Raw genomic sequence first — 24,535 nt, 5'->3', positions numbered from 1 at the left:
TTCGCCCCATCATTGCCGCCGAACGAGCCTAGAGGCTCGAGGCGGCAAGGTGAAGCCGTGGTGGGCCGATCAATGGATCTCCGGCTCGGCGACCTTGGCCGTGCCGGCGAGGTAATCGAAATCGCAGCCCTTGTCGGCCTGCTGGATATGGGCCGCCGACATCTTGCCCCAGCCGCGGGGATAGTCGCGGTTGGGCGGCGTCCAGCTCTTCAGGCGCTCGGCGATCTCGGCGTCCGTCAGGTTGACCGAGATGCTGCGCGCCTCGACATCGACGCTGATGATGTCGCCGGTCCTGACCGCCGCGAGCGGGCCCTTGATATAGGCCTCCGGCGCGATGTGGAGGACGCAGGCGCCGTAGCTGGTGCCGGACATGCGGGCGTCGGAGAGCCGGAGCATGTCGCGCACGCCCTGCTTCAGCAGCGTCTTCGGGATCGGCAGCATGCCCCATTCGGGCATGCCGGGGCCGCCGACCGGGCCGCAATTCTTCAGCACCATGACATGGTCGGCGGTGACGTCGAGGGTCTCGTCGTTCACCGCCTTCATCATCGCATCATAATCCTCGAAGACGAGGGCTGGACCACTGTGCTTGAGCAGGCGCTCCTCGGCGGCCGAGGGCTTGATGACGCAGCCACCGGGGGCGAGATTGCCCTTGAGCACGGCAAGGCCATTGGCGGTCGAGACCGGCCTGTCGAGCGGGCGGATGACGTTGTCGTCATAGACCTTGGCGAGCGCGATCGTCTCGGAGATCGGCTTGCCGGTCACTGTCATGGCGCCGGTGTGGAGCTTGCTCTCGAGCTGCTTCAGCAAAGCAGGCAGCCCGCCGGCATAGAAGAAATCCTCCATCAGGAAGTCGCCGGAGGGACGCAGGTTGGCGATCACCGGGACCTTGCGCGAGAAGGCGTCGAAATCATCGGGAGTCAGCGGCACGCCGGCGCGGCCGGCCATGGCGACGAGATGGATGATGGCGTTGGTCGAGCCGGCGACCGCCATGTGAACGGTGAGCGCATTCTCGAAGCTCTCGCGGGTGAGGATGCGGTCGGGCGTCAGGTCCTCCCAGACCATCTCGACGATGCGCTTGCCGGCGGCGGCGGCCATGCGCGGGTGGGCGGCGTCGGCGGCGGGAATGGCGGAGGCGCCAGGCAGGGTCAGGCCGAGTACCTCGGCATGGCTCATCATGGTCGCGGCGGTGCCCATCACCATGCAGGTGCCGTGCGAGCGGGCGATGCCGCTCTCCATGTCGCGCCAGTCGGCGTCGGAGATGTTGCCGGCCTCCTTCTCGGCCCAGTATTTCCAGACGTCGGCGCCGGAGCCGAGCGTCTTGCCGGCCCAGTTGCCGCGCAGCATCGGCCCGGCCGGCACGAAGATGAAGGGCAGGCCGGCGCTGCAGGCTCCCATGATCAGCGCTGGCGTGGACTTGTCGCAGCCTCCAAGCAGCACCGCTCCATCCAAGGGGTGGGAGCGGATCGATTCCTCCGCCTCCATCGCCAGGAAGTTGCGATAGAGCATGGTCGTCGGCTTCTGGTACTGCTCCGAGGCCGACATCACGGGAATCTCGACCGGGAAGCCGCCCGCCGCCCAGACCGCGCGCTTCACCGCCTCGGCGCGGTCGCGCAGATGGGTGTGGCACGGGTTGATCTCGGACCAGGTGTTGAGGATGCCGATCACCGGCTTGCCCATGAACTCGTCATGGTTCAGCCCCATCTGCAGCGCCCGCGAGCGATGCCCGAAGGAGCGCAGGTCGCTGGCGCCGAACCAGCGCTTCGAGCGCAGCGTGTCGGGCGTCTTGCGGGGATGGGACATCGGCGTTTCCTCGGTGTGTTCTTTGTCAATTCAACGACTTGTCATTCCGGGGCGGCCCGCAGGGTCGAACCCGGAACCCACGACTGGGTGAAACGACTTCCGCTCAATGAGGGGCTCACCCGGTCGTGGGTTCCGGGTTCATCGCTGCGCGATGCCCCGGAATGACAGCGGTCACTCCGCCGCCGCGCGCTGCGAGCCCCAGCCGGAGACGATCTTGCACAGTTCGGCGCGCTCGCTATCGTTCAGCTCCGGCAGGCCGGGCAGGCGCACCGGCCCGACATTGGTGCCGAGCAGGCCGAGCGCCTCCTTGACCACGGTGACGTTGGCGCCGTTGCCGTATTTGGTCCGCAGCGTCTCGAAGCCGCCGATCTCGTCGACCAGGCGGCGGGCGCGGTCGTAATCGTTGGCCTCCAGCGCCTGCCAGATCGCCAGCGAGCGCTCCGGCGCGACATTGACCAGGCCCGAGGTGAAGCCGCGGGCGCCGAGCGCATGGAAGGGCGCGGCCCAGCCCTCGGCGAGGCCGCAGATCCAGTTGGCGCTCGAGCCTTGCGTGGCGCGGACGCATTCGGCGAGCAGCATCATGTTCGAGGATGCGAACTTGACGCCGGCGACATTGGGATGCGTCGCGACGCGGGCGAGGTCCTTCACGCCGATCGCGTCCGACCGGATATAGGCGACGAGTGGGATATCAAGCGCCTCGGCGATGGCGAGGATGTAGTCGGCCTGGCTCTGCGGGGCGGCGAAGGGATCGAGCGGGTGATGCACCATCACCGCATCGCAGCCGGCCCTGGCGGCGAGCTTGCCGGTGGCGACGGCTTCCCGCAGCGACCGGCCGATGCCGGCGGTGACCAGCGCCTTGCCGGCAGCGGCTTCGGCGGCGACGGCATGGCTGCGCACCACCTCGTCCGTGGTCATCGGGTAGAACTCGCCGGTATTGCCGGCCGAGACGATGTTGTGGATGCCGGCCCCGGCGATGCGTGCGACGATTGCGCCGGTCAGCGCCCAGTCGGCCTCGCCATCGCCCTTCCAGGCGGTGACGTGCACGCCGGAAATGCCGCGCAGCGCGGCGCGAACCCTGTCACTCATCGTAATCCAATCCTTCCGCATCGGCGCCGAAGACCTGGCGCACATGGCTCTTGGCGGAGCGCACGATATGGCTGCGCATGCGCTGCTCGGCCCTGGCCGGCTCATGCGCGCGCAGTGCTTCGAAGATGCCGCTATGCTCCTCGAAGCCGCGGGCCCGCTCGCTGGGCTCGCCGAGCAGGGCGATGCGCTGGGCGTGGTCGTACATGCGCTGGCCGTCGAGCCGGCGCTCGAGATAGCTGCAGCCGGAGATGCGGTGGATCATGCCGTGATAGGCCTCGTTCAGATTGACGAGGTCTTCCAGGTCGCCGTGCTCGGTGGCGTGGGCCATTTCGTCAATCAGGCGGCTCATCTCGGCAATCTCGGCCTGGCCGATCCGGTTGGCGGCGATATGGGTCATGACGCTTTCGAGCGCGGCGCGGCCGAGCGCCATCTCCAGCGCCTGGCGGGCGGAAAACTCGACGAAGACGCCGCGGCGGGCTTCCGTGCGAACGAGGCCCTCGCTCTCCAGCATGCGGATCGCGTCCTTCACCGGCGTGGTTGAGACGCCGAGCATGTCGGCGAGGCTGCGCTCGTTGAGGCGCTCGCCATTGCGGAAGCGCCCGGCGACGATCGCCCGGCGCAGGCGCTCGTGCACATGCTCGCGCAGCGAGCGCAGCAGATGCGGCGAGACGGGTTCGATGGCGAGTGCTTCCGACATTCGAATTCCTCTGGGATGGCTGCGTCACGATTCTGCTCGCGCTCGGCCCGTCGCCATTGCCTCACCAGACATCACAAAGCGCAAGCGACATCAAGTCTGAAATTTCAGATTTCAAATCTGGAATTGCGTGCTATGGAGTGAGCAAGACGGCCGCAAGACGCCGGAACGGCACGGTGGGATGAGACAAAGACGAGGGAGGATTGGATGACATCGATCACGCGCCGCAGCCTGCTCGCCGGAGCCGGGGCCATGCTGGCTGCGCCGGCTTGGGGGCAGAGCGGCTATCCGGGTGGCCGGGTCGTCACCATCGTCGTGCCGTTCGCGGCCGGCGGCACGACCGACCTGCTCGGCCGTATCCTGGCCGACCGGCTGAGTGCGCGCCTCGGCGGCAAGTTCATCGTCGAAAACCGCGTCGGGGCAGGGGGCAACATAGGCGCGGCAGCGGTCGCGAAGGCCGATCCGGACGGCTACATGCTGACCATGGGCACGGTCTCCAGCCATGCGATCAACCCGGCCGTCTATTCGAAGATGCCCTATGACCATATCAGGGATTTCGCGCCGATCTCGCAGGTGGCGAGCGTGCCGAACATCCTGATGGTCAATCTCGACCTGCCGGCCAAGACCGTGCCGGAGCTGATCGAGCTCTTGAAGAAGAACCCGGGCAAGTACTCCTTCGGCTCGTCCGGTGCGGGTACTTCAACCCATATGGCGGCCGAGCTGTTCAAGGTCTCGACCGGTACCGACATGGTCCATGTGCCCTACCGCTCAAGCGGGCAGGTGACGCAGGACCTGCTCTCCGGCCAGATCCAGATCACCTTCGACAACATCACCATCGCCTGGCCGCATGTCGAAGCCGGCAAGATCCGGGCGCTGGCGACGGCGACGCCGAAACGGCTCGCGGTCGCGCCGGATCTGCCGGCGCTGTCCGAGTTCATCCCAGGCTACGACGCCAGCTCCTGGCACGGCTTCTTCGCGCCGTCGAAGGTGCCGCCGGAGATCGTCGCCAGGCTCTCGAGCGAGACGCAGGCGATCATGCGCGAACCGGCGGTGATCGAGCAGCTCAAGAAGCTCGGCGTCGATCCGGTCGGTTCGAGCCAGGCCGAATTCACCGCCCATATCGCCAGCGAGACCAAGCGCTGGGCGGAAGTTGCGCAGAAGGCCAATGTGAAGATCGAATAAGCGTCGCTGGTCGGCGTCATGGTCGGGCTTGACCCGACCATGTCTGAAACCAGTGGCATCTGGTCATGAGATTCTCGGGTCAAGCCCGAGAATGACGGCCAGCTCGGCGCCGGGACCATCACTGCAAGCGACAGATCAACAGGACAAAGCCGCATGACTGCCCTGACCCCCGAGAATCGCGAGAAGCTGAAGCGCGTCTCGACCGCGACCCTGACCACGGCGCTGTTCAAGCGCGGGCTGCGCAACCAGTTCATCCAGGATGTGCGTCCGCTCTCGCCGAACGCGCCGCGCATGGTCGGCGACGCCTTCACGCTGCGCTATATTCCGGCGCGCGAGGATCTCGATCATCTCAGCGTGTTCGAGGGCACGCAGCATCCGCAGCGTGTCGCGGTCGAGACCTGTCCGCCGGGCCATGTCATGGTGATCGACAGCCGCAAGGATGCGCGCGCGGCGTCCGCGGGCTGTATCCTGGTGACGCGCCTGATGCAGCGCGGCGTCGCCGGCATCGTCACGGATGGCGGCTTCCGCGACAGCCCGGACATCGCCGCGCTGGGCTTTGCCGCCTATCACAGCCGGCCGAGCGCGCCGACCAACCTGATCCACCACCACGCGCTCGACATCAACGCGCCGATCGGCTGCGGCGATGTGCCGGTCTACCCTGGCGACATCATCGTCGGCGATGGCGAGGGCGTCTGCGTGATCCCGGCCCATCTCGCCAATGAGGTCGCGGCCGAGGCCTATGAGCAGACGGCCTATGAGGACTTCGTCGAGATGAAGGTGCGGGAAGGGCGCGGCATCTTCGGGCTCTACCCGGCCAATGCCGAGACCAAGGCCGAGTTCGCGAAATGGCGGCCGGACTGGAAGTAGGTCGAGAGCTGGCGGCTTCAGGCCGCGAGCAGCTCGCGCACCATCGGGATGACCTCGCGGCCATAGAGCTCGATGCAGCGCAGCAGCTTGTCTTGCGTCAACGGGCCGGCGCTGATCTTGAGCTGGAAGCGGCGGAGGCCGAGCGCCTTGACCGTCGCGGCGATCTTGCGCGCGACGGTTTGCGGCGAGCCGAGATAGAGCGCGCCGCCCGAAACCTCTCGCTCGAATTCCTCGCGTGACATCGGCCCCCAGCCACGCTCGGCGCCGATGCGGTCGCGCATCGCCTTGTAAGCCGGGAAAAACTCCTCAGCAGCTTCAGCGTCGCTGGCGGCGACATAGCCCGGCGAGTGCACGCCGATCGGCCGCTCGGCATGGCCGAGCCGCCCCATCGCATCGCGGTAGAGTTGGGCGTAAGGCGCAAAGCGCTGGGCCGGGCCGCCGATGATGGCGAGCATCAATGGCAGGTCGTAGCGCGCGGCTCGCACCACCGATTCCGGGCTGCCGCCGACGCCGATCCAGGTCGTCAGCTCCCCCTTCTCGATCGGCGGGAAGACCTGCTGGTCGCGAAGCGGCGGGCGAAGGCTGCCTTCCCAGGTGATCTTCTTCTTGCGGATCAGCTCGACGAAGAGGTCGAGCTTCTCCTCGAACAGCATCTCGTATTGTCTGAGGTCGAAGCCGAATAGCGGGAAGGATTCGGTGAAGGAGCCGCGGCCGAGGATGACTTCGGCACGGCCATTCGAGAGCGCATCGACCGTCGAGAAGCGCTGGAAGACGCGGATCGGATCGTCCGAGCTCAGCACGGTGACGGCCGAGCCGAGGCGGATGCGGCTGGTGCGGGTCGCAATGCCGGCAAGCACGGTCTCGGGCGAGGAAACCGCGAAGTCGCCGCGATGATGCTCGCCGATGCCGAAGAAGTCTATGCCGATCTCGTCGGCGAATACGGCCTGCTCGACGAGGTCGCGGATAACCTGTGCATGCGGGAGCAGGGCCCCGTCCGGGCCGGCGGTGACGTCGCCGAAGGTGTCGAGGCCGAGTTCGAGAGAAGCGGGCATGGCAGTTCCGGGCTGGTACGGCACGCCGCACGGCCGGCGTCCGCGCCATCTGGCGCCGGGAGCGGCGCGGTTCAAGATGCGCCGGCGCCGAAAGGTCTATGCGAATTCGCCGAAATCAGTACCATGAGGAACAATAATATCTGCCATGCCCCCCATTTGGGTGTGGCGGAGGGAACATGATTGCTGTTGCCTCGACCGGCCTCGTGGAGGGTTGGAGGCGCGCTTGGCCATAAGGGGGAGATGTTCATGGGCGGCGAAGCTGCGGCCGAGAGCGATCGTTCGATCGTCGGCAACCCGATGCTGCTGCCGTTCTTCGACCTCTCCTTCGAAGAGATCGAGCTGCTGTGCCGGATCACGGCGGAACAGCGCGAGAGCTCCAAGGAGGCCGTCGACGGCGGATGGTTCGCGACTTTCATGGAAGCACGGAAGGAGCCGGCTCGATAGGCGAGGCGCTTCTTGTCGCGCTCGGCATGGTCGCCCTCGCGGCGGCTGCATGGTGGGCGACCAATCGATGGCGGCTTTGACGCGGCCGCCCGCAGATCACGCCGCCGGCTCGAGCCGGGCGCGGCCAAGGACCATCACGCGGTCAACCTGGAAGCCGCAGCGCTGCAACGCGTCGTGATCCTGCGGCCAGGCCGCCGAGCGCTCCAGCGAGATCGCGATGCGCGGCAGGTCGAGCTGCGCGGCGAGTTGATTGGCGAAGCGCAGCAATGCATCGACGAGGCAGGTTCCGGGCAGGCGCAGCATTGCGATCTCGGAGATCTCCAGGGTGGTCCCGCCCGCGATGGTTCGCGCGATGCGGAAGCCGAACAGCGCATGCGGCATCCGGCGTACATCGCGCAGCGCGAAGACGCCTGACGGCTGCGTTCCGTCCTGCGAATGGTCACGCACAAAGGCGGCCCAGCCGTCCGGCGTGAGCTCCGGATGCAGTAGCGAGACCAGCCCATAGACCGTGTCGGCGCAATCAGGCACGATGCGCGCGACTTCGAAGATGTCATCGCCCGTCACGTGCGGTTCTCCCCGTTTTCGAGGCAGCAACCTCGGTTCGGGAGGCCTATTGCCGCATTGATCTGGATCAAATCCGAGACCCTGCGGCAGGGCGCGCGCTTTGTCGGCCTTCGCGCATGCGGTAAGCTCCGCGCATGAGCAGGAAGGTGCGATCGTGAACTGTCAGCCCTCGGCGTGCAGCGCCGCCGCCCGCGGCGAAGGCGGATGCCGCAACTGCATGGTCCGCCTCGTCAGCGTCTGCGCCTCCCTGACCGACGACGAGCTCGCCTTGCTGGAGCAGCTGGCGATGCCGACGCATTTCGCCTCGGGCGACACGCTGTTCACGCAAGGCTCCGAGGCGCATTGCGTTTACAACGTCACCGCCGGTGTCGTGCGTCTCTACAAGCTCCTCTCAGACGGGCGCCGCCAGGTCGTCGGCTTCGCGCTGCCAGGTGACTTCCTCGGCCTTGCCATGCGCGATGCCTATGGCTTCTCCGCCGATGCGATCGGCGACGTCGCGGTCTGCGCCTTCTCGCGCGCCGCCTATACGGCGCTGGTCGACGCCAAGCCGCATCTGCTCAAGCGCCTCCACGAGTTCGCGACGCATGAGCTGACGCTCGCCCATGAACAGATGCTGCTGCTCGGCCGCCGCACCGCAGAGGAGAAGCTGATCTGCTTCCTGCTCGGCATGCAGCAGCGCTGGGCAAGGCTCGGCAAGCCGTCGGTGACGGTGCCGCTGCCGATGACGCGGCAGGACATCGCCGATTTCCTCGGCCTGACGATCGAGACGGTCAGCCGCACCTTCACCCGCCTGGCCAAGGAGAAGACGATCCTGATCGTGCCTGGCGGCGTGCGCGTGATGAACCCCGAACGGATGCTCGCCGTCGCGGCGTGAGCTGCGCCTTCGCGCCGCGGTCCGTCCCGTTCCTGCCCTTGACCTGGATCAAAGCCCCCCGCCCAGCCGGCCGCTAAGCCTCACGCGGAGGGCGCATCCCAGCGCCCGCGACGAAGCGGGAGTCAGCGGTGACGGCGACGACGAGCCCTGTCCGGGCAATGACGGTCGGCGAGATGATCGGGATGCTGATCGCGGGAGCCTGCGTGCTGCCGCTGATCCTGATCGGGGCGCTGACCGAGAATTCCGGCTACGCCTTCCACGCGATGCTCGGCGCGGCCGCGGCCGCGGCGAGCGTGATTCTGATCGGCAATCGCTGCTTCGACGGCTCGCCGGCGGTCCCGCCGCAGGAGATCGATGGCAAGCCCAACTACACTATGGGCCCGGTCAAGTTCGCGACCGTCGCGGCGATGGTCTGGGGCATTGCCGGGTTCGCTGTCGGGCTGATCATCGCCTTGCAGCTCGCCTTCCCGGTGCTGAACTTCGACCTGCCCTGGACCAATTTCGGTCGCTTGCGGCCGCTGCACACCTCGGCGGTGATCTTCGCCTTTGGCGGCAACGTCCTGATCGGCACCTCGTTCTATGTCGTGCAGCGCACCTGCCGGGCCCGTCTCGCCGGCGATCTCGCGCCCTGGTTCGTTGTGCTCGGCTACAACCTCTTCATCGTCATCGCCGGCACCGGCTACCTGCTCGGGATCACCCAGGGCAAGGAATACGCCGAGCCCGAATGGTACGCCGATCTCTGGCTGACCTTCGTCTGGGTCGCCTATCTCCTGGTCTTCCTCGCCACGCTGAAGAAGCGCACCGAGCCGCACATCTATGTGGCGAACTGGTTCTATCTCGGCTTCATCGTGACCATCGCGGTCCTGCATATCGGCAACAATGTCGCCGTGCCGGTCTCGATCCTGTCGCCGAAGTCATACGGCCTGTGGTCGGGCGTGCAGGATGCGATGTTCCAGTGGTGGTACGGCCACAACGCGGTCGGCTTCTTCCTGACCGCCGGCTTCCTCGCGATCATGTATTATTTCGTGCCCAAGCGGGCCGAGCGGCCGATCTATAGCTACCGGCTCTCGATCATCCATTTCTGGGCCCTGATCTTCATCTACATCTGGGCCGGCCCGCACCATCTCCACTACACCGCGCTGCCCGACTGGGCGCAGACGCTCGGCATGACCTTCTCGATCATGCTGTGGATGCCCTCCTGGGGCGGCATGATCAACGGCATCATGACCCTGTCGGGCGCCTGGGACCGGCTGCGCACCGATCCCGTGCTGCGGATGATGGTGGTCTCGCTCGCCTTCTACGGCATGTCGACCTTCGAGGGGCCGCTGATGTCGATCAAGGCGGTGAACGGGCTCTCGCACTACACCGACTGGACCATTGGCCACGTCCATTCCGGCGCGCTCGGCTGGGTCGCCTACATCTCCTTCGGCGCAATCTACTGTCTCGTGCCCTGGCTGTGGAACCGCAAGGGGCTCTACTCGCTCAAGCTGGTGAGCTGGCACTTCTGGGTCTCGACCCTCGGCATCGTCTTCTACATCACGGCGATGTGGGTCTCGGGCATCCTGCAGGGCCTAATGTGGCGGGCCTACACCTCGCTCGGCTTCCTCGAATACTCTTTCATCGAGACCGTCGCGGCGATGCACCCTTTCTACGTGATCCGGGCGCTGGGCGGCGCGCTCTTCCTGAGCGGCGCGCTGATCATGGCCTTCAATCTCTGGATGACCGTGCGCTCGGAGGAAGCTTCCGAGATGCCGGAAGTCCCGGCTCTGCCGCCGCGCCAGCTCGCCACCGCCTGAGGAGCCGTCATGACGAGCATCGAGCACAAGGCGCCGCGGCGTTCGCTCTGGGCCAAGCACAAAATCTTCGAGACAAACTCGATCATCCTGGTCATCGGCGTCCTGCTGGTGATCTCGATCGGCGGCCTCGTCGAGATCGCGCCGCTCTTCTACCTCCGCAACACGATCGAGACGGTGCAGGGCATGCGGCCCTATACGCCGCTCGAGCTCGCCGGCCGCGGCATCTATGTGCGCGAGGGCTGCTACAACTGCCACAGCCAGATGATCCGGCCGCTGCGCGACGAGGTCGAGCGCTACGGGCACTACTCGCTCGCGGCCGAGAGCCTATACGACAAGCCGTTCCAGTGGGGGTCGAAGCGGACCGGGCCGGACCTCGCCCGCGTCGGCGGCAAATATTCAGACGAATGGCAGCGGGCGCATCTTTCCGAACCGCGCGCGATCGTGCCGCAGTCGATCATGCCGGGCTATCCCTTCCTGGAGAAGACCGAGCTGAAGGTCGGGGACATCGCGGACGAATTGCGCGCCAATCGCGCCGGCGGCGTGCCCTATAGCGACGAGATGATCGCACAGGCGCAGAACGACTTGAAGGCGCAGGCGACGCCCGACCATCCCGGCCAGGCCGATCTGGAGAAGCGCTATCCCAAGGCGCAGTCGCGCGATTTCGACGGCAATCCGCAGCGCATCACCGAAGCCGACGCCCTGATCGCCTATCTGCAGGCGCTCGGCACGATGGTCGACTTCAAGCTCTACGACGACAAAGCCAACATCCGCTGAGCCAACCCATGCAAACCACCTATCACTGGCTCGCCGGCTTCGCCCAATCCGCCGGGCTCCTCTACTTCGTCGCCGTCTTCCTCGGGGTCTGCGTCTACGCCTTCTGGCCGAAGAACCGCGCCCGTTTCGAAGAAGCCGCGCTCAACCCGCTGCGCGAGGACTGACCGATGGACCAGAAGCACGAGGATCCGCATGTCGATGCCGCTACAGGCATGCCGACGACCGGCCATGAATGGGACGGCATCCGCGAGCTCAACACGCCGCTGCCGCGCTGGTGGCTCGGCATCTTCTACGCCACCATCGTCTGGTCGATCGGCTACTGGATCGTCTATCCGGCCTGGCCGCTTTTGACCGACACGACCAAAGGCGTGATCGGCTACGCCAGCCGCATCGACATCGGCGCGGACATGGCAAGGCTCAAGGCGCAGCGCGCGGCGCAGGCCGCCGGCATGGCCGACGCCACGCCGGCTCAGATCAAGGCCGATCCGACGCTGTTCCAGATCGCGATGGCGCAGGGCAAGGCCGCCTTCGGCGACAATTGCGCGGCGTGCCACGGCGTCGGCGGCGCCGGTGCCAAGGGCTATCCCAACCTCAACGACGACGACTGGCTCTGGGGCGGCTCGCTCCCGGCGATCCAGCAGACGATCCGCCATGGCATTCGCGTTGCCGGCGACAACGACACCCGTGTCAGCCAGATGCCCGCCTTCGGGCGCGACGGCGTGCTGAAGCGCGAGGAGATTCTTGCCGTCGCCAGCCATGTCCGCGAGCTTGCCGGCCTGTCGACCGAGCCGAAGGCGGACCTCAAGCTCGGGCGCAAGGTCTTCGCCGACAATTGCGCCGCCTGCCATGGTGCTACGGGCAAAGGCAATCAGGAGCTCGGCGCGCCCAACCTCACCGACGCGATCAGCCTCTATGGCATGGACATGGCCTCGCTGACCGAGACCATCGCCAACAGCCGAAACGGGGTGATGCCGGCCTGGGCCGGACGTCTCGACGAGACCACGATCAAGGCGCTGACCGTCTATGTCCACTCGCTGGGGGGAGGGCAGTAGCGTGAGCACCGCCGAGGCCGACCAGGACGACATTCCGCTCTTTGCGGCGTCGCGGAAGGTCTATCCGCAGAGCGTGGCGGGTCCGTTCCGGCGCGCGAAGTGGCTGATCCTCTTCCTGTGCCTGGGCATCTACTACCTGCTGCCCTTCCTGCGCTGGGATCGCGGCCCGTATCTCCCCAACCAGGCGGTGCTGGCCGACATCGCCAACAACCGCTTCTACTTCTTCTTCATCGAGATCTGGCCGCAGGAGGTCTACTATTTCACCGGCCTCCTGATCCTGGCCGCCTTCGTCCTCTTCCTGATGAATGCGGTCGCCGGACGGGTCTGGTGCGGCTATCTCTGCCCGCAGACGGTCTGGACGGACCTCTTCCTTTCGGTCGAGCGCTTTTTCGAGGGCGACCGGCGCGAGCGCATGCGCCGCGACGCCGAGCCCTGGGGCTTCGACACACTCTGGCGCAAGGGCGCCAAGCACGCGGTCTGGCTGATCATCGCCTGGTGGACCGGCGGCGCCTGGGTGCTCTACTTCGCGGATGCGCCGACTTTGGTGCGCGAGCTTGCGACCTTCACCGCGCCGCTCTCGGCTTATGTCTGGATCGCGATCCTGACCTTCACCACCTACACGCTCGCCGGGATCATGCGCGAGCAGGTCTGCAAGTACATGTGCCCCTGGCCGCGCATCCAGGCAGCGCTGACCGACGACGAAGCGCTCAACGTCACCTATCGCTACGACCGGGGCGAGCCGCGTGTCTCGGTGAAGCAGGCGGCGAAGCTCAAGGCACAGGGCGCGCCGGCTGGGGACTGCATCGATTGCTTCCAGTGTGTCGCGGTCTGCCCGACCGGGATCGACATTCGCGACGGCGCCCAGATCGACTGCATCCAGTGCGGCCTGTGCATCGACGCCTGCGACACCGTGATGAGCAAGATCGGCCGGCCGACCCGGCTGATCGCCTATGACACCGACGGCAATGTCCAGCGCCGCCTGGCCGGGAAACCTGCGATCTACCGGCTGGTGCGCCTGCGCACCCTGATCTATCTGGCGCTGATCACAGTCGTCGGCGGTGCCATGCTCTGGCAGCTCGCGACCCGCAGCACCGCCGGCATCTCCGTACTGCACGAGCGCTCCCCGCTGTTCGTCACCCTAAGCGACGGGTCGATCCGCAACGCCTATGCGGTGCGCCTGCTCAACAAGCGTCCGGAGCATCGGCCCTTCGCCCTGACCGTCTCCGGCCTGCCCGGCATCAGGATCGAGGCGATCGGAGCCCCGCCGAGTGCCGATCTTCGGCCAGTCGTCACCGTCGATCCCGATTCCTCGCGCGAGGTGCGCGTGCTCGTCACCGTCCCGGCCGGCGTGCCGCTCGCGGCCTCGCAGGCGATCACCATCACGGCTTCCGATCTGTTCGCCGGCGAGACGGTGCGAGCCGACGAGCATTTCATGGCGCCGGAGACCCATCGATGAGCTGCTGCGGAGTCATCATCATGCCCTATGAGAATCCGGCCCCGGCTGCACCGCGCCAACCTTTCCAGCTGACCGGCGGCATGGTCGCCGCCATGCTGATCCTGTTCTTCGGCGTGGTCGTCTCGGTCAATGCGACCATCCTGACGATGGCGCTGCGGACCATGCCGGGAGTCGAGACCCGCAGCGCCTATGAGGCGAGCCAGCGCTTCAACGAGGAGATCGCCCGCCAGCACGAGCGCGATGCGCGCGGCTGGTCCGCCTCCACGACGCTGGCCCGGCAGGCCGACGGCGCGACGCTCACTGTCTCCCTCGCCGATCGCAATGGCGGGCCGCTCGTTGGCCTCGCCGCCGGCGCACGTCTGCGCCACCCTGCGACCTCAGCTCGCGACCATGACCTTTCGCTGAGCGAGAGCCGGCCGGGGCGCTACGAGGCCCGCTTCGAGACGATCGAGGCGGGTTCCTGGATCCTCGAACTGCAGGTCAGGCGCGGCGAGGAGGTCGTCTTCGTCTCGCGCAGCCGCGTCACTCTGGAGCGCTGAGATGGCGGCGCAGGACCTCTCCGTCTTCGTGCGTCATCGCGACGATGGCATCGCCAGCATGGAACTCGCGGTCGATGGCATACGCTGTGCCGGCTGCATGCAGGCGATCGAGGGCGGGCTCGCCCGCGAACCAGCTATTCTCGCCGCCCGCGTCAACCTGGCGCTGAAGCGCGTCTCGGTCGAATGGCGCGAGGCGCTGCTGCGGCCGGAGGCGGTGGTCGAGAAGCTCGCCGCGCTCGGCTTCAAGGCCTATCCCTTCGCGCCGGAGCGCCAGGAGGCGGGAGCCGCGAGCGAGGAGCGCTATCTCCTGCGCGCGCTCGGCGTCGCCGGCTTCGCCTCGATGAACATCATGCTGCTCTCGGTCGCGGTCTGGTCCGGCAATGCGGGTGATATCGACCCGACGACGCGCGACTTCTTCCACTGGCTCTCCGCCCTGATCGCGCTGCCGACCGCGGCCTATGCCGGCCGCCCCTTTTTCGAGAGCGCGCTGAGGGCGCTCAAGGCCGGCGCCGTCAACATGGACGTGCCGATCACCATCGGCGTCGTGCTGGCGCTGGTCATGTCGGTCGCCGAGACCTGGAACCATGGCCGCCACGCCTATTTCGACGGCGTGGTCATGCTGCTCTTCTTCCTGCTGATCGGGCGCTATCTCGACCAGCTGATGCGCCGGCGCACCCGCGATCTCGCCGGCAATCTCGCTGCGCTGAAAGCCGAGACTGCGACGAGGCTCGCCGCCGACGGCAGCACGATGGTGATGCCGATCGCCGCGATCGCGCCCGGCGATCTCGTGCTGGTGCGGCCCGGCGAGCGCGTCTGCGTCGACGGCATCGTCGAGACCGGTCGCTCCGAGATCGACCAGAGCCTCGTCACCGGCGAGACGGCGCCCGTTGCGGCCCAAGCGGGCGAGCGCGTCCATGCCGGCACGCTCAATCTGACCGGCGCGCTGACCGTGCGGGTCGAGGCGGCCGGGCAGGGCACGCTGCTTGACGAGATCGATCGGCTGATGGACCAGGCGGTCGGCAACCGCTCGCGCTATGTTCGCCTCTCCGACCGCGCCGCCCGGCTCTATGCCCCGATGGTGCACACGCTGGCGGCCTCGACCTTCCTCGGCTGGCTGGCCTTCGGCCTGTCCTGGCCAGAAGCGCTGATGATCGCCGTCACCGTGCTTATCATCACCTGCCCCTGTGCGCTCGGCCTCGCCGTCCCCGCCGTGCAGGTCGTCGCGGCCTCCGCCCTGTTCAGGCGCAAGATCATGCTGAAGGAGGGCGACGCGCTGGAGCGCCTGGCCGAGGCCGACATCGCCGTCTTCGACAAGACCGGCACGCTGACGCTGCCCGAGCCGGAGATCCTGAATCCCTTGGCGCTGCCGGCCGAACGCCGGGCGGAGATCGGCGCGCTCGCGGCGGCGAGCGGGCATCCGCTGGCGCAGGCGCTTGCCCGCGCGCTCGGTGTGTCGTGCGCGGCGGAGGATGTGCACGAGGAAAAGGGGCAGGGCCTTTCGGCCGGCGAGGGTGAGGATGAGCGCCGCCTCGGCAGCATCGCCTTCTGTGGCGCACAGGCCGAGGCGACCATGGTCGCAGCGCTGCATCCCGGCGCCTCCCTGATCGCCTATCGCCATGGTTCCTTCCGCACGGTTCTGGCACTGGGGCAGGCTCTGCGCCCGCAGGCGCGCGAGACGATCGCCGCCCTGCGCAAGGCGGGGCTGACGATCGCGATCCTGTCGGGAGACCGGCGCGAGGCGGTCGTGCCGATCGCCGACACGCTGGGCATCGCCGAACTGCATGCCGGCCTGCGCCCCGGCGAGAAACTCGTCTGGCTCGAACGCATGGCCGCGCAGGGCCGCAAGGTGCTGATGGTCGGTGACGGGCTCAACGACGCACCGGCATTGGCGGGCGCGCATGTCTCGCTCTCGCCGGTCAGTGCCACGCATCTGGCGCAAGCGGCGGCCGACATCGTCTTCCTCGGCGAGAGTCTGGCGCCGGTCGCTGCCGCACTGACGATCGCCCGCAAGGCGCGCCGGCTGATGCTGCAGAACCTCTGGTTCGCCGTGCTCTACAACGCCGTCGCGGTGCCGATCGCCATTGCCGGGCTGGCGACGCCCTTGGTCGCCGCCATCGCCATGTCCGGCTCCTCGCTGGTGGTGACGCTCAATGCGCTGCGCGCCCGTGCAGCGGGGGAGGCGCAGTCATGAACATCATCGTGATCCTGTTCCCGCTGGCGCTCGGCCTCGGCCTTCTCGGTCTCGGAGCCTTCTTCTGGTGCATGCGCAGCGGCCAGTACGCCGATCTCGACGGCGCGGCCTGGCGGGTGCTGCAGGACGAGGATGCGCAGGCGGGGCCGCGAGATGGTGTCAGCGGCAGCGACGGAAACGCTTCGGGCTGAAATCGAAGCCGCGCTGGCGGATGAAGGAGAGCGTGTCGCCATCGACACGGACGGTGAAGACGACCCGCATCGGCCGGCCTTCGCCATGACATTCCCCGGCGATTTCGTAGACGTCCCGCCGGCGCTCGGCGCGCAGCGTTCGGCAACTCGCCTCGAATGTCGAGAAGTCAAGCTCCTTGGAGCCGAGGCCGATCACCGTGTCGTCGGCGCTGCAGCCCGGCGCGCCCCAGCGCCCGATCCATTCGGTCGCCTGCGCCGGCAGTACGGTGATCGCAAATCCGGCGAAGGCGGCAATCCCTGCGATATGGTTCATGCTCGCGGCTCCTATCATGACCCATGGTCATGATAGGGCGGATGCCGCCGCCGCGACATAGACCCCGTCTTGGTGCGGTTGGGTCAGACGGGGGAGCGCCCCGGCCCTTATGGCCGGGGCGATGTCGTCAGTAATAGACGGTCCGGCAAACGCGCACGCGACGGCCGTAGCGGTTGCGTCGGACCGAGCAGACCGTCCGGCGACGGCGCGGACGGCGCCAGTACTGGCTGAACTCGGCGGGAGCCGCGTCGAGCCGGGCCGCGTTCTCCGGTGCAAGCGAGGCGGCGGCGACCGGCGCGCTCGCCAGGCTCACACCCGCGGCGCTCGCGGCGAGTCCACCACACAGCGTGACGATGAATGAACGTCGGTTCATGGTTTCTCTCCTTGATGTCGCCCTTCACGGAGCTGACCACAGGAAACATGAACAGATTGTGAAGATATGGCTCGTTCGCTATAGCGGACGACCGCCTAGTATTCGCTGATGAAGATCAATCTTATCGATGCTGGCAGGCGTCTCGTTCGATCTGCCTTTTCAAGAGACCTTATGAATTCTGTTCTTGAATCTCTTCTTCACTTACATTGAGGAATGTGCCGCGTCCTTTGCGAGCGCGGTCACCCTTTTTGTGCCCGGCGTGGCGATCACGCCGGGCGGCCGGGTTTCTCGGCGTCAGGCGACGTCGAAGCGGTCGAGGTTCATCACCTTGGTCCAGGCGGCGACGAAGTCCTTGACGAACTTCTCCTTGGCGTCGGCGCTGGCATAGACCTCGGCGAGGGCGCGCAGGATCGAGTTCGAGCCGAAGACGAGATCGGCGCGGGTGCCGGTCCATTTGACGGCGCCGGTCTTGCGATCGGTGCCCTCGAAAACGTCCTTGGCTTCGGAGGTCGCCCGCCACTGCGTGCCCATGTCGAGCAGGTTGACGAAGAAGTCGTTCGTCAGCGCGCCCGGACGGTCGGTCAGGATGCCGTGCTTGGAACCGTCGGCGTTGATGTCGATGGCGCGCAGGCCGCCGATCAGCACGGTCAGCTCGGGAGCGGTCAGCGTCAGCAACTGCGCCCGGTCGATCAGCGCCGCCTCGGCCGGCACCCTGACGCCCGGCTTCCGGTAGTTGCGGAAGCCGTCCAGCGCCGGCTCCATTACCGCGAAGCAGTGGACGTCGGTCTGCTCCTGCCTGGCGTCGGTGCGGCCCGGGGTGAACGGCACGCTCACGTCATGGCCTGCGGCCTTGGCCGCCTGCTCGACGCCGACATTGCCGGCCAGCACGATCAGGTCCGCCAGCGAGACCTTCTGGTCGCCGTCAGCTTCCTTGTTGAACTGGCGGCGGATGCCGTCGAGAACATCGATCACCCTGGCGAGCTGGGCCGGGCGGTTGACCTCCCAGTCCTTCTGGGGGCTGAGGCGGATGCGGGCGCCATTGGCGCCGCCGCGCTTGTCGCCGCCACGGAAGGTCGCGGCCGAGGCCCAGGCGGTGCCGACCAGCTCGGAGACGGTCAGGCCGGAGGCCTTGATCTTGTCCTTGAGCACGGCGACGTCGGCCTCGCTGACAAGCGGGTGGTCGGCCGCCGGCACTACGTCCTGCCAGATCAGCTCTTCCTTCGGCACTTCCGGGCCGAGATAGCGCGAGCGCGGGCCGAGATCGCGATGGGTCAGCTTGAACCAGGCGCGGGCGAAGGCCTCGGCGAAGGCCTGCGGATTCTCGAGGAAGCGGCGCGAGATCTTCTCATAGGCCGGGTCGACCCGCAGCGAGATGTCGGTCGTCAGCATGGTCGGCTTGCGCTTCTTCGAGGGGTCATGCGCGTCCGGAATGATCGCCTCGGCGTTCTTGGCGACCCATTGATGCGCGCCGGCCGGCGACTTCTCCAGCTCCCATTCGAAGCCGAAGAGGTTCTCGAAGAAGAAGTTGCTCCACTGTGCCGGCGTCTGGGTCCAGGTGACCTCGAGACCGCTGGTGATGGTGTCGCCGCCCTTGCCGGAGCCGAAGCCGTTGTGCCAGCCGAGGCCCTGCGCTTCGAGGCCGTCGGCCTCGGGATCGACGCCCACATTGTCGGTGGGGCCGGCGCCGTGGGTCTTGCCGAAGGTGTGGCCGCCGGCGATCAGCGCGACGGTCTCCTCGTCGTCCATCGCCATGCGGGCGAAGGTGTCGCGGATGTCCCTGGCGGCGAGCAGCGGGTCGGGATTGCCGTCGGGCCCTTCGGGATTGACGTAGATCAGGCCCATCTGCGTCGCGGCGAGCGGGCTTTCGAGATTGCGCGAATGCACATTGCCGTCGGCGTCGTCATCGGCGACGAGGACGGCCTCGCCGGCAGGCTTCTCGACGCCTTCCGAGCCATCGGCGTAGCGCAGGTCGCCGCCCAGCCAGGTGGTCTCGCGGCCCCAGTACACGTCCTGGTCCGGCTCCCAGGTGTCGGCGCGGCCGGCGGCGAAGCCGAAGGTGCGGAAGCCCATCGTCTCCAGCGCGACATTGCCGGTCAGGATCATCAGGTCTGCCCAGGAAATCGCCTGGCCGTATTTCTGCTTGATCGGCCAGAGCAGGCGGCGCGCCTTGTCGAGGCTGACATTGTCCGGCCAGCTGTTGAGCGGCGCGAAGCGCTGCTGGCCGCGACCACCGCCGCCACGCCCGTCGGCGAGACGATAGGTGCCGGCGCTATGCCAGGCCATGCGGATGAATAGCGGGCCGTAATGGCCGAAGTCCGCGGGCCACCAATCCTGCGAGTCGGTCATCAGCTTGCGCAGGTCGTTCTTCAGCGCGGCGTAGTCGAGCTTGGCGAAGGCCTCGCGATAGTCGAAAGCCTGATCCAGCGGATTGGACTTGGCCGAATGCTGGCTCAGCAGCTCGACAGGCAGCCGATTCGGCCACCAGTCGTGATTCTGCCGGCCGCCGCCGCCATGGGCAACGGGGCATTTGCCCGTGCTGTCCTCAGTCTTCGCGTTCATGTCTGTCTCCGAGCTGGGCTGGCTGCTGCGAGGGTCTTAGCAGGGCCGTTTCATTATTTTAATTCCGATTTTCCGATCGTGACGATAAGCTGCAATTATGACAAACCTGACTTTCAAGCAGCTTCGCTATTTCGAGGCGCTGGCACGGCACGGCCATTTCGGCCGCGCGGCCGAAACCTGCGCGATCTCGCAACCGGCTTTGTCGCAACAGATCAAGGCGCTGGAGGAGGAGCTCGGCGGCAGGCTGTTCGAGCGCGACCGGCGCCAGGTCCGGCTGACGCGCTTCGGCGAGGAGATCGCGGCGCGCGCCAGAGATGTGCTGCGCTCGCTCGACGAGTTGGAAGGCTATGCCCATGCCTCGCGCGACGGACTGGTCACGCGGCTGCGCATCGGCGTGATACCGACGGTGGCACCTTACCTACTGCCCGGACTGATCGGCGACCTCACGCGCCAGCATGGCGGGCTCGACCTCAATGTGCGGGAGACGCTGACGCCGAAGCTGGTCCAAGAGCTGCACGAGGGACGGCTCGACATGGCGATCGTCGCCCTGCCGGTGTCGGAACCGTCGCTGACGGAAGTCGCGTTGTTCACCGAGCGCTTCGTCCTGGTGCGGCCGCGTGAGGACGAGGGCAAGCCGGCTCCCGATCGCGACGCCCTGCGCGAGATGCGGCTGCTGTTGCTGGAGGAAGGACATTGCTTCCGCGAGCAGGCGCTGTCGTTCTGCAACACGCAGCCGCGCACGGTGCAATCGCGCGACCTGCTCGATGCCAGCTCGTTGTCGACGCTGGTGCAGATGGTCGATGCGGGCCTCGGGGTCACCTTGATCCCGGAAATGGCCGTGGCGGTCGAGACACGCTCGGCCTGCGTCGCGATCTCGCATTTCAGGACGCCGGAGCCTTCCCGTACGATCGGCATGGTCTGGCGTAAGACCAGCCCGTTGACAAAGCAGCTGCTGGAGATCGCGGAAATGGTTAGGCAATCGGCCGGGACGTTACGCGGAACGCGCGAAAGGCCTTTGTCCGGCGCCGGTCAATAGAAATCAGCAAGGCGCCTTTCCGAGCGCTGAACGAGCGACACCAGCGCCACCGGGCGGTGGTCGCTGACGGGCCTGTGGATGCTCCTGCTGCTAGTCCCGCGTCCCTGGCTCGATGGCGGCGAAGGTCGATATCCGTATCGCGGAGTTGGGCAACACGGCGGCACTGCCCGGCGTGGCTTCGCGCGCTTTCGAGAATTCGCGCCGATGCATGCCCGGGCGCGCCGTCAGGGCGCGGGATCCTGCACAATCGTCTTCGCGGTCGGTGCTCGTTGGGGCGCATGCGCACCAGATCCGGACATCGACACAGGCGCCGGCCGCCACGGGGAGCGTTCGAGCAACACCGGCGAAACCCGTCGGCCGGGCACTGGCGCCGCCACTCAGGGCGACGCCTGCGTTTGCCGGGTCGCGCGCAGAACCTCGCGCGGCAGCGCGCCGGTCTGACGCTCGACCATGCGGTGCACGACCGGCGGCTCGGGCCCGATATGCAGGCCCCTGACCCGGTCGCCGATCTCGGCGTCGGCCTGGGTGGCGCGCTGGGCCTGGCGGACATATTCGACCCAGGTCGGGCTGTCGTAGCGCTCGATCCAGAGCTCCGCATCGGTCAGGTCGCGCAGCAACGACCAGTGGCGGGCCCCGTCGCGACGGCGGATGCGCCGGCGCTCCTCCATCGCCTTCAGGAACTCGACCACGTCCTCCTGCTTGATCCGCCATTCGATGGTGACGAAGACCGGGCCGCTGCGCGGCTCGATGTCGACCGCGACCGTGGGCTCGCGCCAGCGGCTCAGCGGATCGAGATTGAGCGCCTCGAGCGGGGGCAGCCGGTAGCGCAGCCCGACGGCGGCGCCGACCGCGAGCGCGACAGCCGCTGCGAAAAGGCCGCCTGCCGGGCCGTATTGGAGGGTGACCCAGCCCCAGGCCCAGCTGCCCGCGGCCATGCCGCCGAAGGCCGCCATCTGGTAGAGCGCGAGCGCGCGCCCTACCACCCAGCGCGGCGCCGACAGCTGGACTGTCGAATTGAAAGTCGAGAGCGCCAGCACCCAGCAGGCGCCGCCGAGCGCAAGCGCCGGCATGGTGAGCCACAGGGTCGGGCTCAGCCCCACCATCAGGGCCGCGGCCGCATAGGCCAGGAAGGTCAGGCGCACCAGGGTCTCGGTGCTGAAACGACGGCGCAGCCGGGCGCTGACGAAAGCTCCGGCGACCGCGCCGGCGCCGAAGGCTCCGAGGAGAATGCCGTAGGTCAGCGGGCCGCCGCGCACGAGGTCACGTGCGACCAGCGGCATCAAGGCAAGAGCGACGATGCCGCCGAAGCCGAAGAGGAAGGCGCGCAAGATCACGGCGCGGATATTGGGCGACATCGCGACATAGCGGAGCCCGGCGCTCATCGCGATCAGGAAGGTCTCGCGCGGCAGCAGGCGCTCGACGCGCGGCGGCTGCCAGCGGGCGAGCACGACGATGAGGCCGATATAGCTGAAGGCATTGACGATGAAGGCTGCGACCGCGCCGGAGGCGGCGACGATGGCGCCGCCGATCGCCGGGCCGACGCTGCGGGCGATGTTGAAGGCGACGCTGTTCAACGTCACCGCCGCCGGCAGCTCGGGGCGCGGCACCATGTCGCCGACCGAGGACTGCCAGGCCGGATTGTTGAGCGCGTTGCCGCAGCCGAGCAGGAAGGTGAAGGTCAGGAGCAGCCAGGGCGAGAGCAGCCCCTGCCAGGCGAAGACCGCCAGCGTGATCGACACGGCGAGCATGAAGCCCTGCGCCGTCAGCAGGATGCGGCGGCGGTCGTAATTGTCGGCGATCGCGCCGGCCGCGAGCGAGAAGAGCATCACCGGCAGCGTGGTCGAGGCCTGGACGAGCGCGACCATGTCCGGCGAATTGGAGAGCGAGGTCATCAGCCAAGCGGCGCCGACCATCTGGACGAGGCCGCCGAAGTTCGAGGCGAGGCTTGCGATCCATACCGCACGGAAGATCGGATGGCGTAACGGCGCGAAAGCCGAATAGCGCCCGTCATGAGGTTTCAGGCCTTCGGCGGCGAGGTCGGCTTCGGCGGTCTCGGCAGTGGTCTGCGTGGCGGGCTCATGCGGCATGTCACAGTTAGAGCATGCCGGCAGGCGATGGGAAGCTGCGCTTCGCCATTCCGACGCTGATCCGCATTCCGCGCTGTGACGCATCTCGCGGCAAGCTCATGATCTGCCTCGGCACATTGCCCGAATGCGGACATTCCATCGTTGTTCGAGAGATGCCGCCGCCGATCACCTTGCCGCGGCTCTTGATCTCGGCCGGCGTCACCGCGAGTGCTGGCCTTGTGATCAACGCGACGGTGAGCCGCCGTCTCGCGCCCGGTCCCGTCGCCGCACTGACGGACCGCGCGATCGGCTCTGATCGAGCTGCAGCTTCGCCGGTTGGGCCCGGAGCACCGCAACAAGAATGAGCGCGAGCGCATTTGGGCGGGTGACCGCGACGGCGTCCATATCGGCTCTTCTCGCGCACCATCAGGGCGTCGGGACGACATTGGACCGGAAGGCTGAAAGCACCACCCCATGACGCGGGTCAGGGTGCGCGCCGAGGCGGGCGACCGTATTGATCGCTCGCGAGCTATGCGGCGTCGACGGGGCACTCAAGAACGCGCCCGGCTACGGCCAGGTGCTGGTCGCTGCGGTTCATAACGACAAGCGCAATGCAGCGCCCATCGTCACAATCGAGGATCAAGCGCGTGCAGAAAAGTCCGTCGTGATATGCAGTCGTGTCGAAGAGCAGATTGCCCGCGCGGCGATCATCGTACTCGCTGGCGAATTGATACGCGACCTCAACGCCGCGCCCGTCGCGCAGCTTGAGCCGGCCGTGTCCGGTGATCATAGGATGTCTCCGCTTGGCGGCGTCAAAATGCGCCGCACGCGGTCATGTCCAAACGCAAGGAGACAACTGCAGACCCAACTTAGCAGGGCCGAAGCGGCGCGCCCATGTCATTTGATGGTTTGCAGCAGACCGACCGCCACCGTACCGAGAGCCGATCGGATCTCGATCGAGATCGTTGGAAGGCTGAACTCGCTCCTAGGCGAGCGCGCCTGTTCCAATCGAGCATGCTTTGGAATGGTAGCGGGAGAGGGACTCATATCGCCCCCCCGCGTTCCCATGGCGTTCACGCTGCGCGCGAAGAGAGTTGGAACAGCCAGGCAACGCGTCTAAGCGCTATCCGCGCCCGTTTTGCACCCAGGGGAGAGACGGCCGCCCTCGCCACCGGCAAGGAGAGGCTATAGGCTGGCGGGATGAGCCTGATCCTATCCCGCACCTATCCTGACGACCCGGTCCAGGAGAACCGAGAACACTTCTGGCGCGTGAGCAGCGAAGGTGTCTACGTCGGGTCGATCGTCTGCCAGGCATGGCAGCAGACACCCGCATGGCATTGGACAATACAGGTGCATGACCCGTGCCCAGACCTCGGGAAGCAAGGCGTCGCTCAGACGCGCGATGATGCGATGAAGCAGTTCCGCTCAGCCTGGGACACATACCGCGCTTGGCTTGGCGATGAGCGCTGGCTCCGATGGATCAGGCACATGGAGCTTGTAAACGCACGGGCGAAAAACAATCGGTACTAGGCAGTGTGGACGGATTGCCGCATGCGTCTGTTCGAGGATTCCTCTGACGCGGATTGTCTGATTCATGGAGAGCCGACTGATTTGGAGGTCGGCGAT

23 protein-coding genes are annotated in these 24,535 nt (G+C 67.0%); 13 read left to right on the top strand and 10 right to left on the bottom strand.

The genetic code is table 11. The features are described 5' to 3' along the window. Nucleotides 1–69: 69 nt before the first annotated feature. From araD to ACFPOB_RS19785, 3 genes are all read right to left on the bottom strand, one after another. Nucleotides 70–1,800 carry an L-arabinonate dehydratase gene (araD, locus tag ACFPOB_RS19795; RefSeq protein ID WP_377800097.1) on the bottom strand — a complete coding sequence of 577 codons (1,731 nt, stop codon included), beginning with the start codon at nt 1,798–1,800 and terminating at the stop codon, nt 70–72. Nucleotides 1,801–1,971: 171 nt separating this feature from the next. Further along, nucleotides 1,972–2,886 (bottom strand): dihydrodipicolinate synthase family protein, encoded by a 915-nt coding sequence (locus ACFPOB_RS19790; protein WP_377800096.1) that lies wholly within the window; start codon nt 2,884–2,886, stop codon nt 1,972–1,974. Continuing rightward, entirely contained in the window at nt 2,879–3,583 is a 705-nt protein-coding gene (locus tag ACFPOB_RS19785; protein ID WP_377800095.1) for a GntR family transcriptional regulator, read from the bottom strand. Before ACFPOB_RS19785 ends, ACFPOB_RS19790 begins: the two co-directional genes overlap by 8 nt. A gap of 204 nt (nt 3,584–3,787) precedes the next feature. Between ACFPOB_RS19785 and ACFPOB_RS19780 the strand changes: the two genes are divergently transcribed. Continuing rightward, nucleotides 3,788–4,762, top strand: a complete 975-nt coding sequence (locus ACFPOB_RS19780; RefSeq protein ID WP_377800094.1) for a Bug family tripartite tricarboxylate transporter substrate binding protein — start codon at nt 3,788–3,790, stop codon at nt 4,760–4,762. Nucleotides 4,763–4,915: 153 nt separating this feature from the next. Then, nucleotides 4,916–5,629 carry a ribonuclease activity regulator RraA gene (locus ACFPOB_RS19775; RefSeq protein ID WP_377800093.1) on the top strand — a complete coding sequence of 238 codons (714 nt, stop codon included), beginning with the start codon at nt 4,916–4,918 and terminating at the stop codon, nt 5,627–5,629. A gap of 17 nt (nt 5,630–5,646) precedes the next feature. Here ACFPOB_RS19775 and ACFPOB_RS19770 read toward each other — a convergent pair whose 3' ends face one another. Further along, a complete protein-coding gene (locus tag ACFPOB_RS19770; RefSeq protein WP_377800092.1) occupies nt 5,647–6,681 on the bottom strand; it encodes an LLM class flavin-dependent oxidoreductase in 1,035 nt (344 codons plus the stop codon). Between the two features lie 246 nt (nt 6,682–6,927). Between ACFPOB_RS19770 and ACFPOB_RS19765 the strand changes: the two genes are divergently transcribed. Next, on the top strand, nt 6,928–7,125 hold the full coding sequence (locus tag ACFPOB_RS19765) for a hypothetical protein (protein WP_377800091.1): 198 nt from the start codon (nt 6,928–6,930) through the stop codon (nt 7,123–7,125). Nucleotides 7,126–7,221: 96 nt separating this feature from the next. On the opposite strand, the gene ACFPOB_RS19760 is transcribed toward ACFPOB_RS19765, so the two are convergent. Further along, nucleotides 7,222–7,689 carry a hypothetical protein gene (locus tag ACFPOB_RS19760; RefSeq protein WP_377800090.1) on the bottom strand — a complete coding sequence of 156 codons (468 nt, stop codon included), beginning with the start codon at nt 7,687–7,689 and terminating at the stop codon, nt 7,222–7,224. Nucleotides 7,690–7,906: 217 nt separating this feature from the next. Here ACFPOB_RS19760 and ACFPOB_RS19755 point away from each other — a divergent pair, with 217 nt between their 5' ends. The 9 genes from ACFPOB_RS19755 (at nt 7,907) to ccoS (ending at nt 16,562) form a co-directional block, all read left to right on the top strand. Then, nucleotides 7,907–8,563, top strand: coding sequence for a helix-turn-helix domain-containing protein (locus tag ACFPOB_RS19755; RefSeq protein ID WP_377800088.1), 657 nt, complete (start codon nt 7,907–7,909; stop codon nt 8,561–8,563). 182 nt (nt 8,564–8,745) lie between these two features. Continuing rightward, nucleotides 8,746–10,359: a cytochrome-c oxidase, cbb3-type subunit I gene (gene ccoN, locus ACFPOB_RS19750; protein ID WP_377800367.1), complete on the top strand. Its 1,614-nt coding sequence runs from the start codon at nt 8,746–8,748 to the stop codon at nt 10,357–10,359. Between the two features lie 9 nt (nt 10,360–10,368). Next, complete coding sequence (ccoO, locus tag ACFPOB_RS19745; RefSeq protein WP_377800086.1) at nt 10,369–11,133, top strand: cytochrome-c oxidase, cbb3-type subunit II; 765 nt, start codon at nt 10,369–10,371, stop codon at nt 11,131–11,133. Between the two features lie 8 nt (nt 11,134–11,141). Further along, nucleotides 11,142–11,297 carry a cbb3-type cytochrome c oxidase subunit 3 gene (locus ACFPOB_RS19740; protein WP_091837401.1) on the top strand — a complete coding sequence of 52 codons (156 nt, stop codon included), beginning with the start codon at nt 11,142–11,144 and terminating at the stop codon, nt 11,295–11,297. A 3-nt stretch (nt 11,298–11,300) separates the two neighbouring features. Next, complete coding sequence (gene ccoP, locus ACFPOB_RS19735; protein WP_377800085.1) at nt 11,301–12,185, top strand: cytochrome-c oxidase, cbb3-type subunit III; 885 nt, start codon at nt 11,301–11,303, stop codon at nt 12,183–12,185. A 1-nt stretch (nt 12,186) separates the two neighbouring features. Next, the gene (gene ccoG, locus ACFPOB_RS19730; protein WP_377800084.1) at nt 12,187–13,641 is read left to right on the top strand and encodes a cytochrome c oxidase accessory protein CcoG; all 1,455 of its coding nucleotides are present in this window, start codon (nt 12,187–12,189) and stop codon (nt 13,639–13,641) included. Further along, the gene (locus tag ACFPOB_RS19725) at nt 13,638–14,180 is read left to right on the top strand and encodes a FixH family protein (RefSeq protein ID WP_377800083.1); all 543 of its coding nucleotides are present in this window, start codon (nt 13,638–13,640) and stop codon (nt 14,178–14,180) included. Before ccoG ends, ACFPOB_RS19725 begins: the two co-directional genes overlap by 4 nt. Before the next feature lies 1 nt (nt 14,181). Beyond that, nucleotides 14,182–16,371, top strand: coding sequence for a heavy metal translocating P-type ATPase (locus ACFPOB_RS19720; RefSeq protein ID WP_377800082.1), 2,190 nt, complete (start codon nt 14,182–14,184; stop codon nt 16,369–16,371). Next, a complete protein-coding gene (gene ccoS, locus ACFPOB_RS19715; protein ID WP_377800081.1) occupies nt 16,368–16,562 on the top strand; it encodes a cbb3-type cytochrome oxidase assembly protein CcoS in 195 nt (64 codons plus the stop codon). Before ACFPOB_RS19720 ends, ccoS begins: the two co-directional genes overlap by 4 nt. On the opposite strand, the gene ACFPOB_RS19710 is transcribed toward ccoS, so the two are convergent. The 3 genes from ACFPOB_RS19710 to katG form a co-directional block, all read right to left on the bottom strand. After that, complete coding sequence (locus ACFPOB_RS19710; protein ID WP_377800080.1) at nt 16,531–16,875, bottom strand: hypothetical protein; 345 nt, start codon at nt 16,873–16,875, stop codon at nt 16,531–16,533. The two genes, ccoS and ACFPOB_RS19710, sit on opposite strands and share 32 nt — an antisense overlap. 127 nt (nt 16,876–17,002) lie before the next feature. Beyond that, nucleotides 17,003–17,248: a hypothetical protein gene (locus ACFPOB_RS19705; RefSeq protein ID WP_377800079.1), complete on the bottom strand. Its 246-nt coding sequence runs from the start codon at nt 17,246–17,248 to the stop codon at nt 17,003–17,005. 294 nt (nt 17,249–17,542) lie between these two features. After that, nucleotides 17,543–19,807: a catalase/peroxidase HPI gene (katG, locus tag ACFPOB_RS19700; protein WP_377800078.1), complete on the bottom strand. Its 2,265-nt coding sequence runs from the start codon at nt 19,805–19,807 to the stop codon at nt 17,543–17,545. 97 nt (nt 19,808–19,904) lie between these two features. Between katG and ACFPOB_RS19695 the strand changes: the two genes are divergently transcribed. Beyond that, nucleotides 19,905–20,843: a hydrogen peroxide-inducible genes activator gene (locus ACFPOB_RS19695; RefSeq protein WP_377800077.1), complete on the top strand. Its 939-nt coding sequence runs from the start codon at nt 19,905–19,907 to the stop codon at nt 20,841–20,843. A 377-nt stretch (nt 20,844–21,220) separates the two neighbouring features. Here ACFPOB_RS19695 and ACFPOB_RS19690 read toward each other — a convergent pair whose 3' ends face one another. Both ACFPOB_RS19690 and ACFPOB_RS19685 read right to left on the bottom strand, forming a co-directional pair. Further along, complete coding sequence (locus ACFPOB_RS19690; RefSeq protein ID WP_377800076.1) at nt 21,221–22,930, bottom strand: MFS transporter; 1,710 nt, start codon at nt 22,928–22,930, stop codon at nt 21,221–21,223. Between the two features lie 508 nt (nt 22,931–23,438). Beyond that, a complete protein-coding gene (locus tag ACFPOB_RS19685) occupies nt 23,439–23,699 on the bottom strand; it encodes a hypothetical protein (RefSeq protein ID WP_377800075.1) in 261 nt (86 codons plus the stop codon). Nucleotides 23,700–24,535: the final 836 nt, after the last annotated feature.

Origin of the sequence: Allobosea eneae (genome assembly GCF_042657265.1) — a bacterium.
GTDB lineage: Bacteria > Pseudomonadota > Alphaproteobacteria > Rhizobiales > Beijerinckiaceae > Allobosea > Allobosea eneae.
The sequence above is the reverse complement of the archived record's forward strand: the minus strand, read 5'-3'. Positions and strand labels throughout refer to the sequence as shown.

What these genes read in the sequence shown, in the direction of transcription:
- ACFPOB_RS19705 (WP_377800079.1), bottom strand. Translation starts at nt 17,248, where the DNA reads ATGAACCGACGTTCATTCATCGTCACGCTGTGTGGTGGACTCGCCGCG.
- ACFPOB_RS19785 (WP_377800095.1), bottom strand. Translation starts at nt 3,583, where the DNA reads ATGTCGGAAGCACTCGCCATCGAACCCGTCTCGCCGCATCTGCTGCGC.
- araD (WP_377800097.1), bottom strand. Translation starts at nt 1,800, where the DNA reads ATGTCCCATCCCCGCAAGACGCCCGACACGCTGCGCTCGAAGCGCTGG.
- ACFPOB_RS19685 (WP_377800075.1), bottom strand. Translation starts at nt 23,699, where the DNA reads ATGATCACCGGACACGGCCGGCTCAAGCTGCGCGACGGGCGCGGCGTT.
- ACFPOB_RS19780 (WP_377800094.1), top strand. Translation starts at nt 3,788, where the DNA reads ATGACATCGATCACGCGCCGCAGCCTGCTCGCCGGAGCCGGGGCCATG.
- ccoN (WP_377800367.1), top strand. Translation starts at nt 8,746, where the DNA reads ATGCTGATCGCGGGAGCCTGCGTGCTGCCGCTGATCCTGATCGGGGCG.
- ACFPOB_RS19740 (WP_091837401.1), top strand. Translation starts at nt 11,142, where the DNA reads ATGCAAACCACCTATCACTGGCTCGCCGGCTTCGCCCAATCCGCCGGG.
- ACFPOB_RS19755 (WP_377800088.1), top strand. Translation starts at nt 7,907, where the DNA reads ATGGTCCGCCTCGTCAGCGTCTGCGCCTCCCTGACCGACGACGAGCTC.
- ACFPOB_RS19690 (WP_377800076.1), bottom strand. Translation starts at nt 22,930, where the DNA reads ATGCCGCATGAGCCCGCCACGCAGACCACTGCCGAGACCGCCGAAGCC.
- ACFPOB_RS19770 (WP_377800092.1), bottom strand. Translation starts at nt 6,681, where the DNA reads ATGCCCGCTTCTCTCGAACTCGGCCTCGACACCTTCGGCGACGTCACC.
- ACFPOB_RS19695 (WP_377800077.1), top strand. Translation starts at nt 19,905, where the DNA reads ATGACAAACCTGACTTTCAAGCAGCTTCGCTATTTCGAGGCGCTGGCA.
- ccoO (WP_377800086.1), top strand. Translation starts at nt 10,369, where the DNA reads ATGACGAGCATCGAGCACAAGGCGCCGCGGCGTTCGCTCTGGGCCAAG.
- ACFPOB_RS19720 (WP_377800082.1), top strand. Translation starts at nt 14,182, where the DNA reads ATGGCGGCGCAGGACCTCTCCGTCTTCGTGCGTCATCGCGACGATGGC.
- ACFPOB_RS19725 (WP_377800083.1), top strand. Translation starts at nt 13,638, where the DNA reads ATGAGCTGCTGCGGAGTCATCATCATGCCCTATGAGAATCCGGCCCCG.
- ACFPOB_RS19765 (WP_377800091.1), top strand. Translation starts at nt 6,928, where the DNA reads ATGGGCGGCGAAGCTGCGGCCGAGAGCGATCGTTCGATCGTCGGCAAC.
- ccoS (WP_377800081.1), top strand. Translation starts at nt 16,368, where the DNA reads ATGAACATCATCGTGATCCTGTTCCCGCTGGCGCTCGGCCTCGGCCTT.
- ACFPOB_RS19775 (WP_377800093.1), top strand. Translation starts at nt 4,916, where the DNA reads ATGACTGCCCTGACCCCCGAGAATCGCGAGAAGCTGAAGCGCGTCTCG.
- katG (WP_377800078.1), bottom strand. Translation starts at nt 19,807, where the DNA reads ATGAACGCGAAGACTGAGGACAGCACGGGCAAATGCCCCGTTGCCCAT.
- ccoP (WP_377800085.1), top strand. Translation starts at nt 11,301, where the DNA reads ATGGACCAGAAGCACGAGGATCCGCATGTCGATGCCGCTACAGGCATG.
- ACFPOB_RS19790 (WP_377800096.1), bottom strand. Translation starts at nt 2,886, where the DNA reads ATGAGTGACAGGGTTCGCGCCGCGCTGCGCGGCATTTCCGGCGTGCAC.
- ACFPOB_RS19710 (WP_377800080.1), bottom strand. Translation starts at nt 16,875, where the DNA reads ATGAACCATATCGCAGGGATTGCCGCCTTCGCCGGATTTGCGATCACC.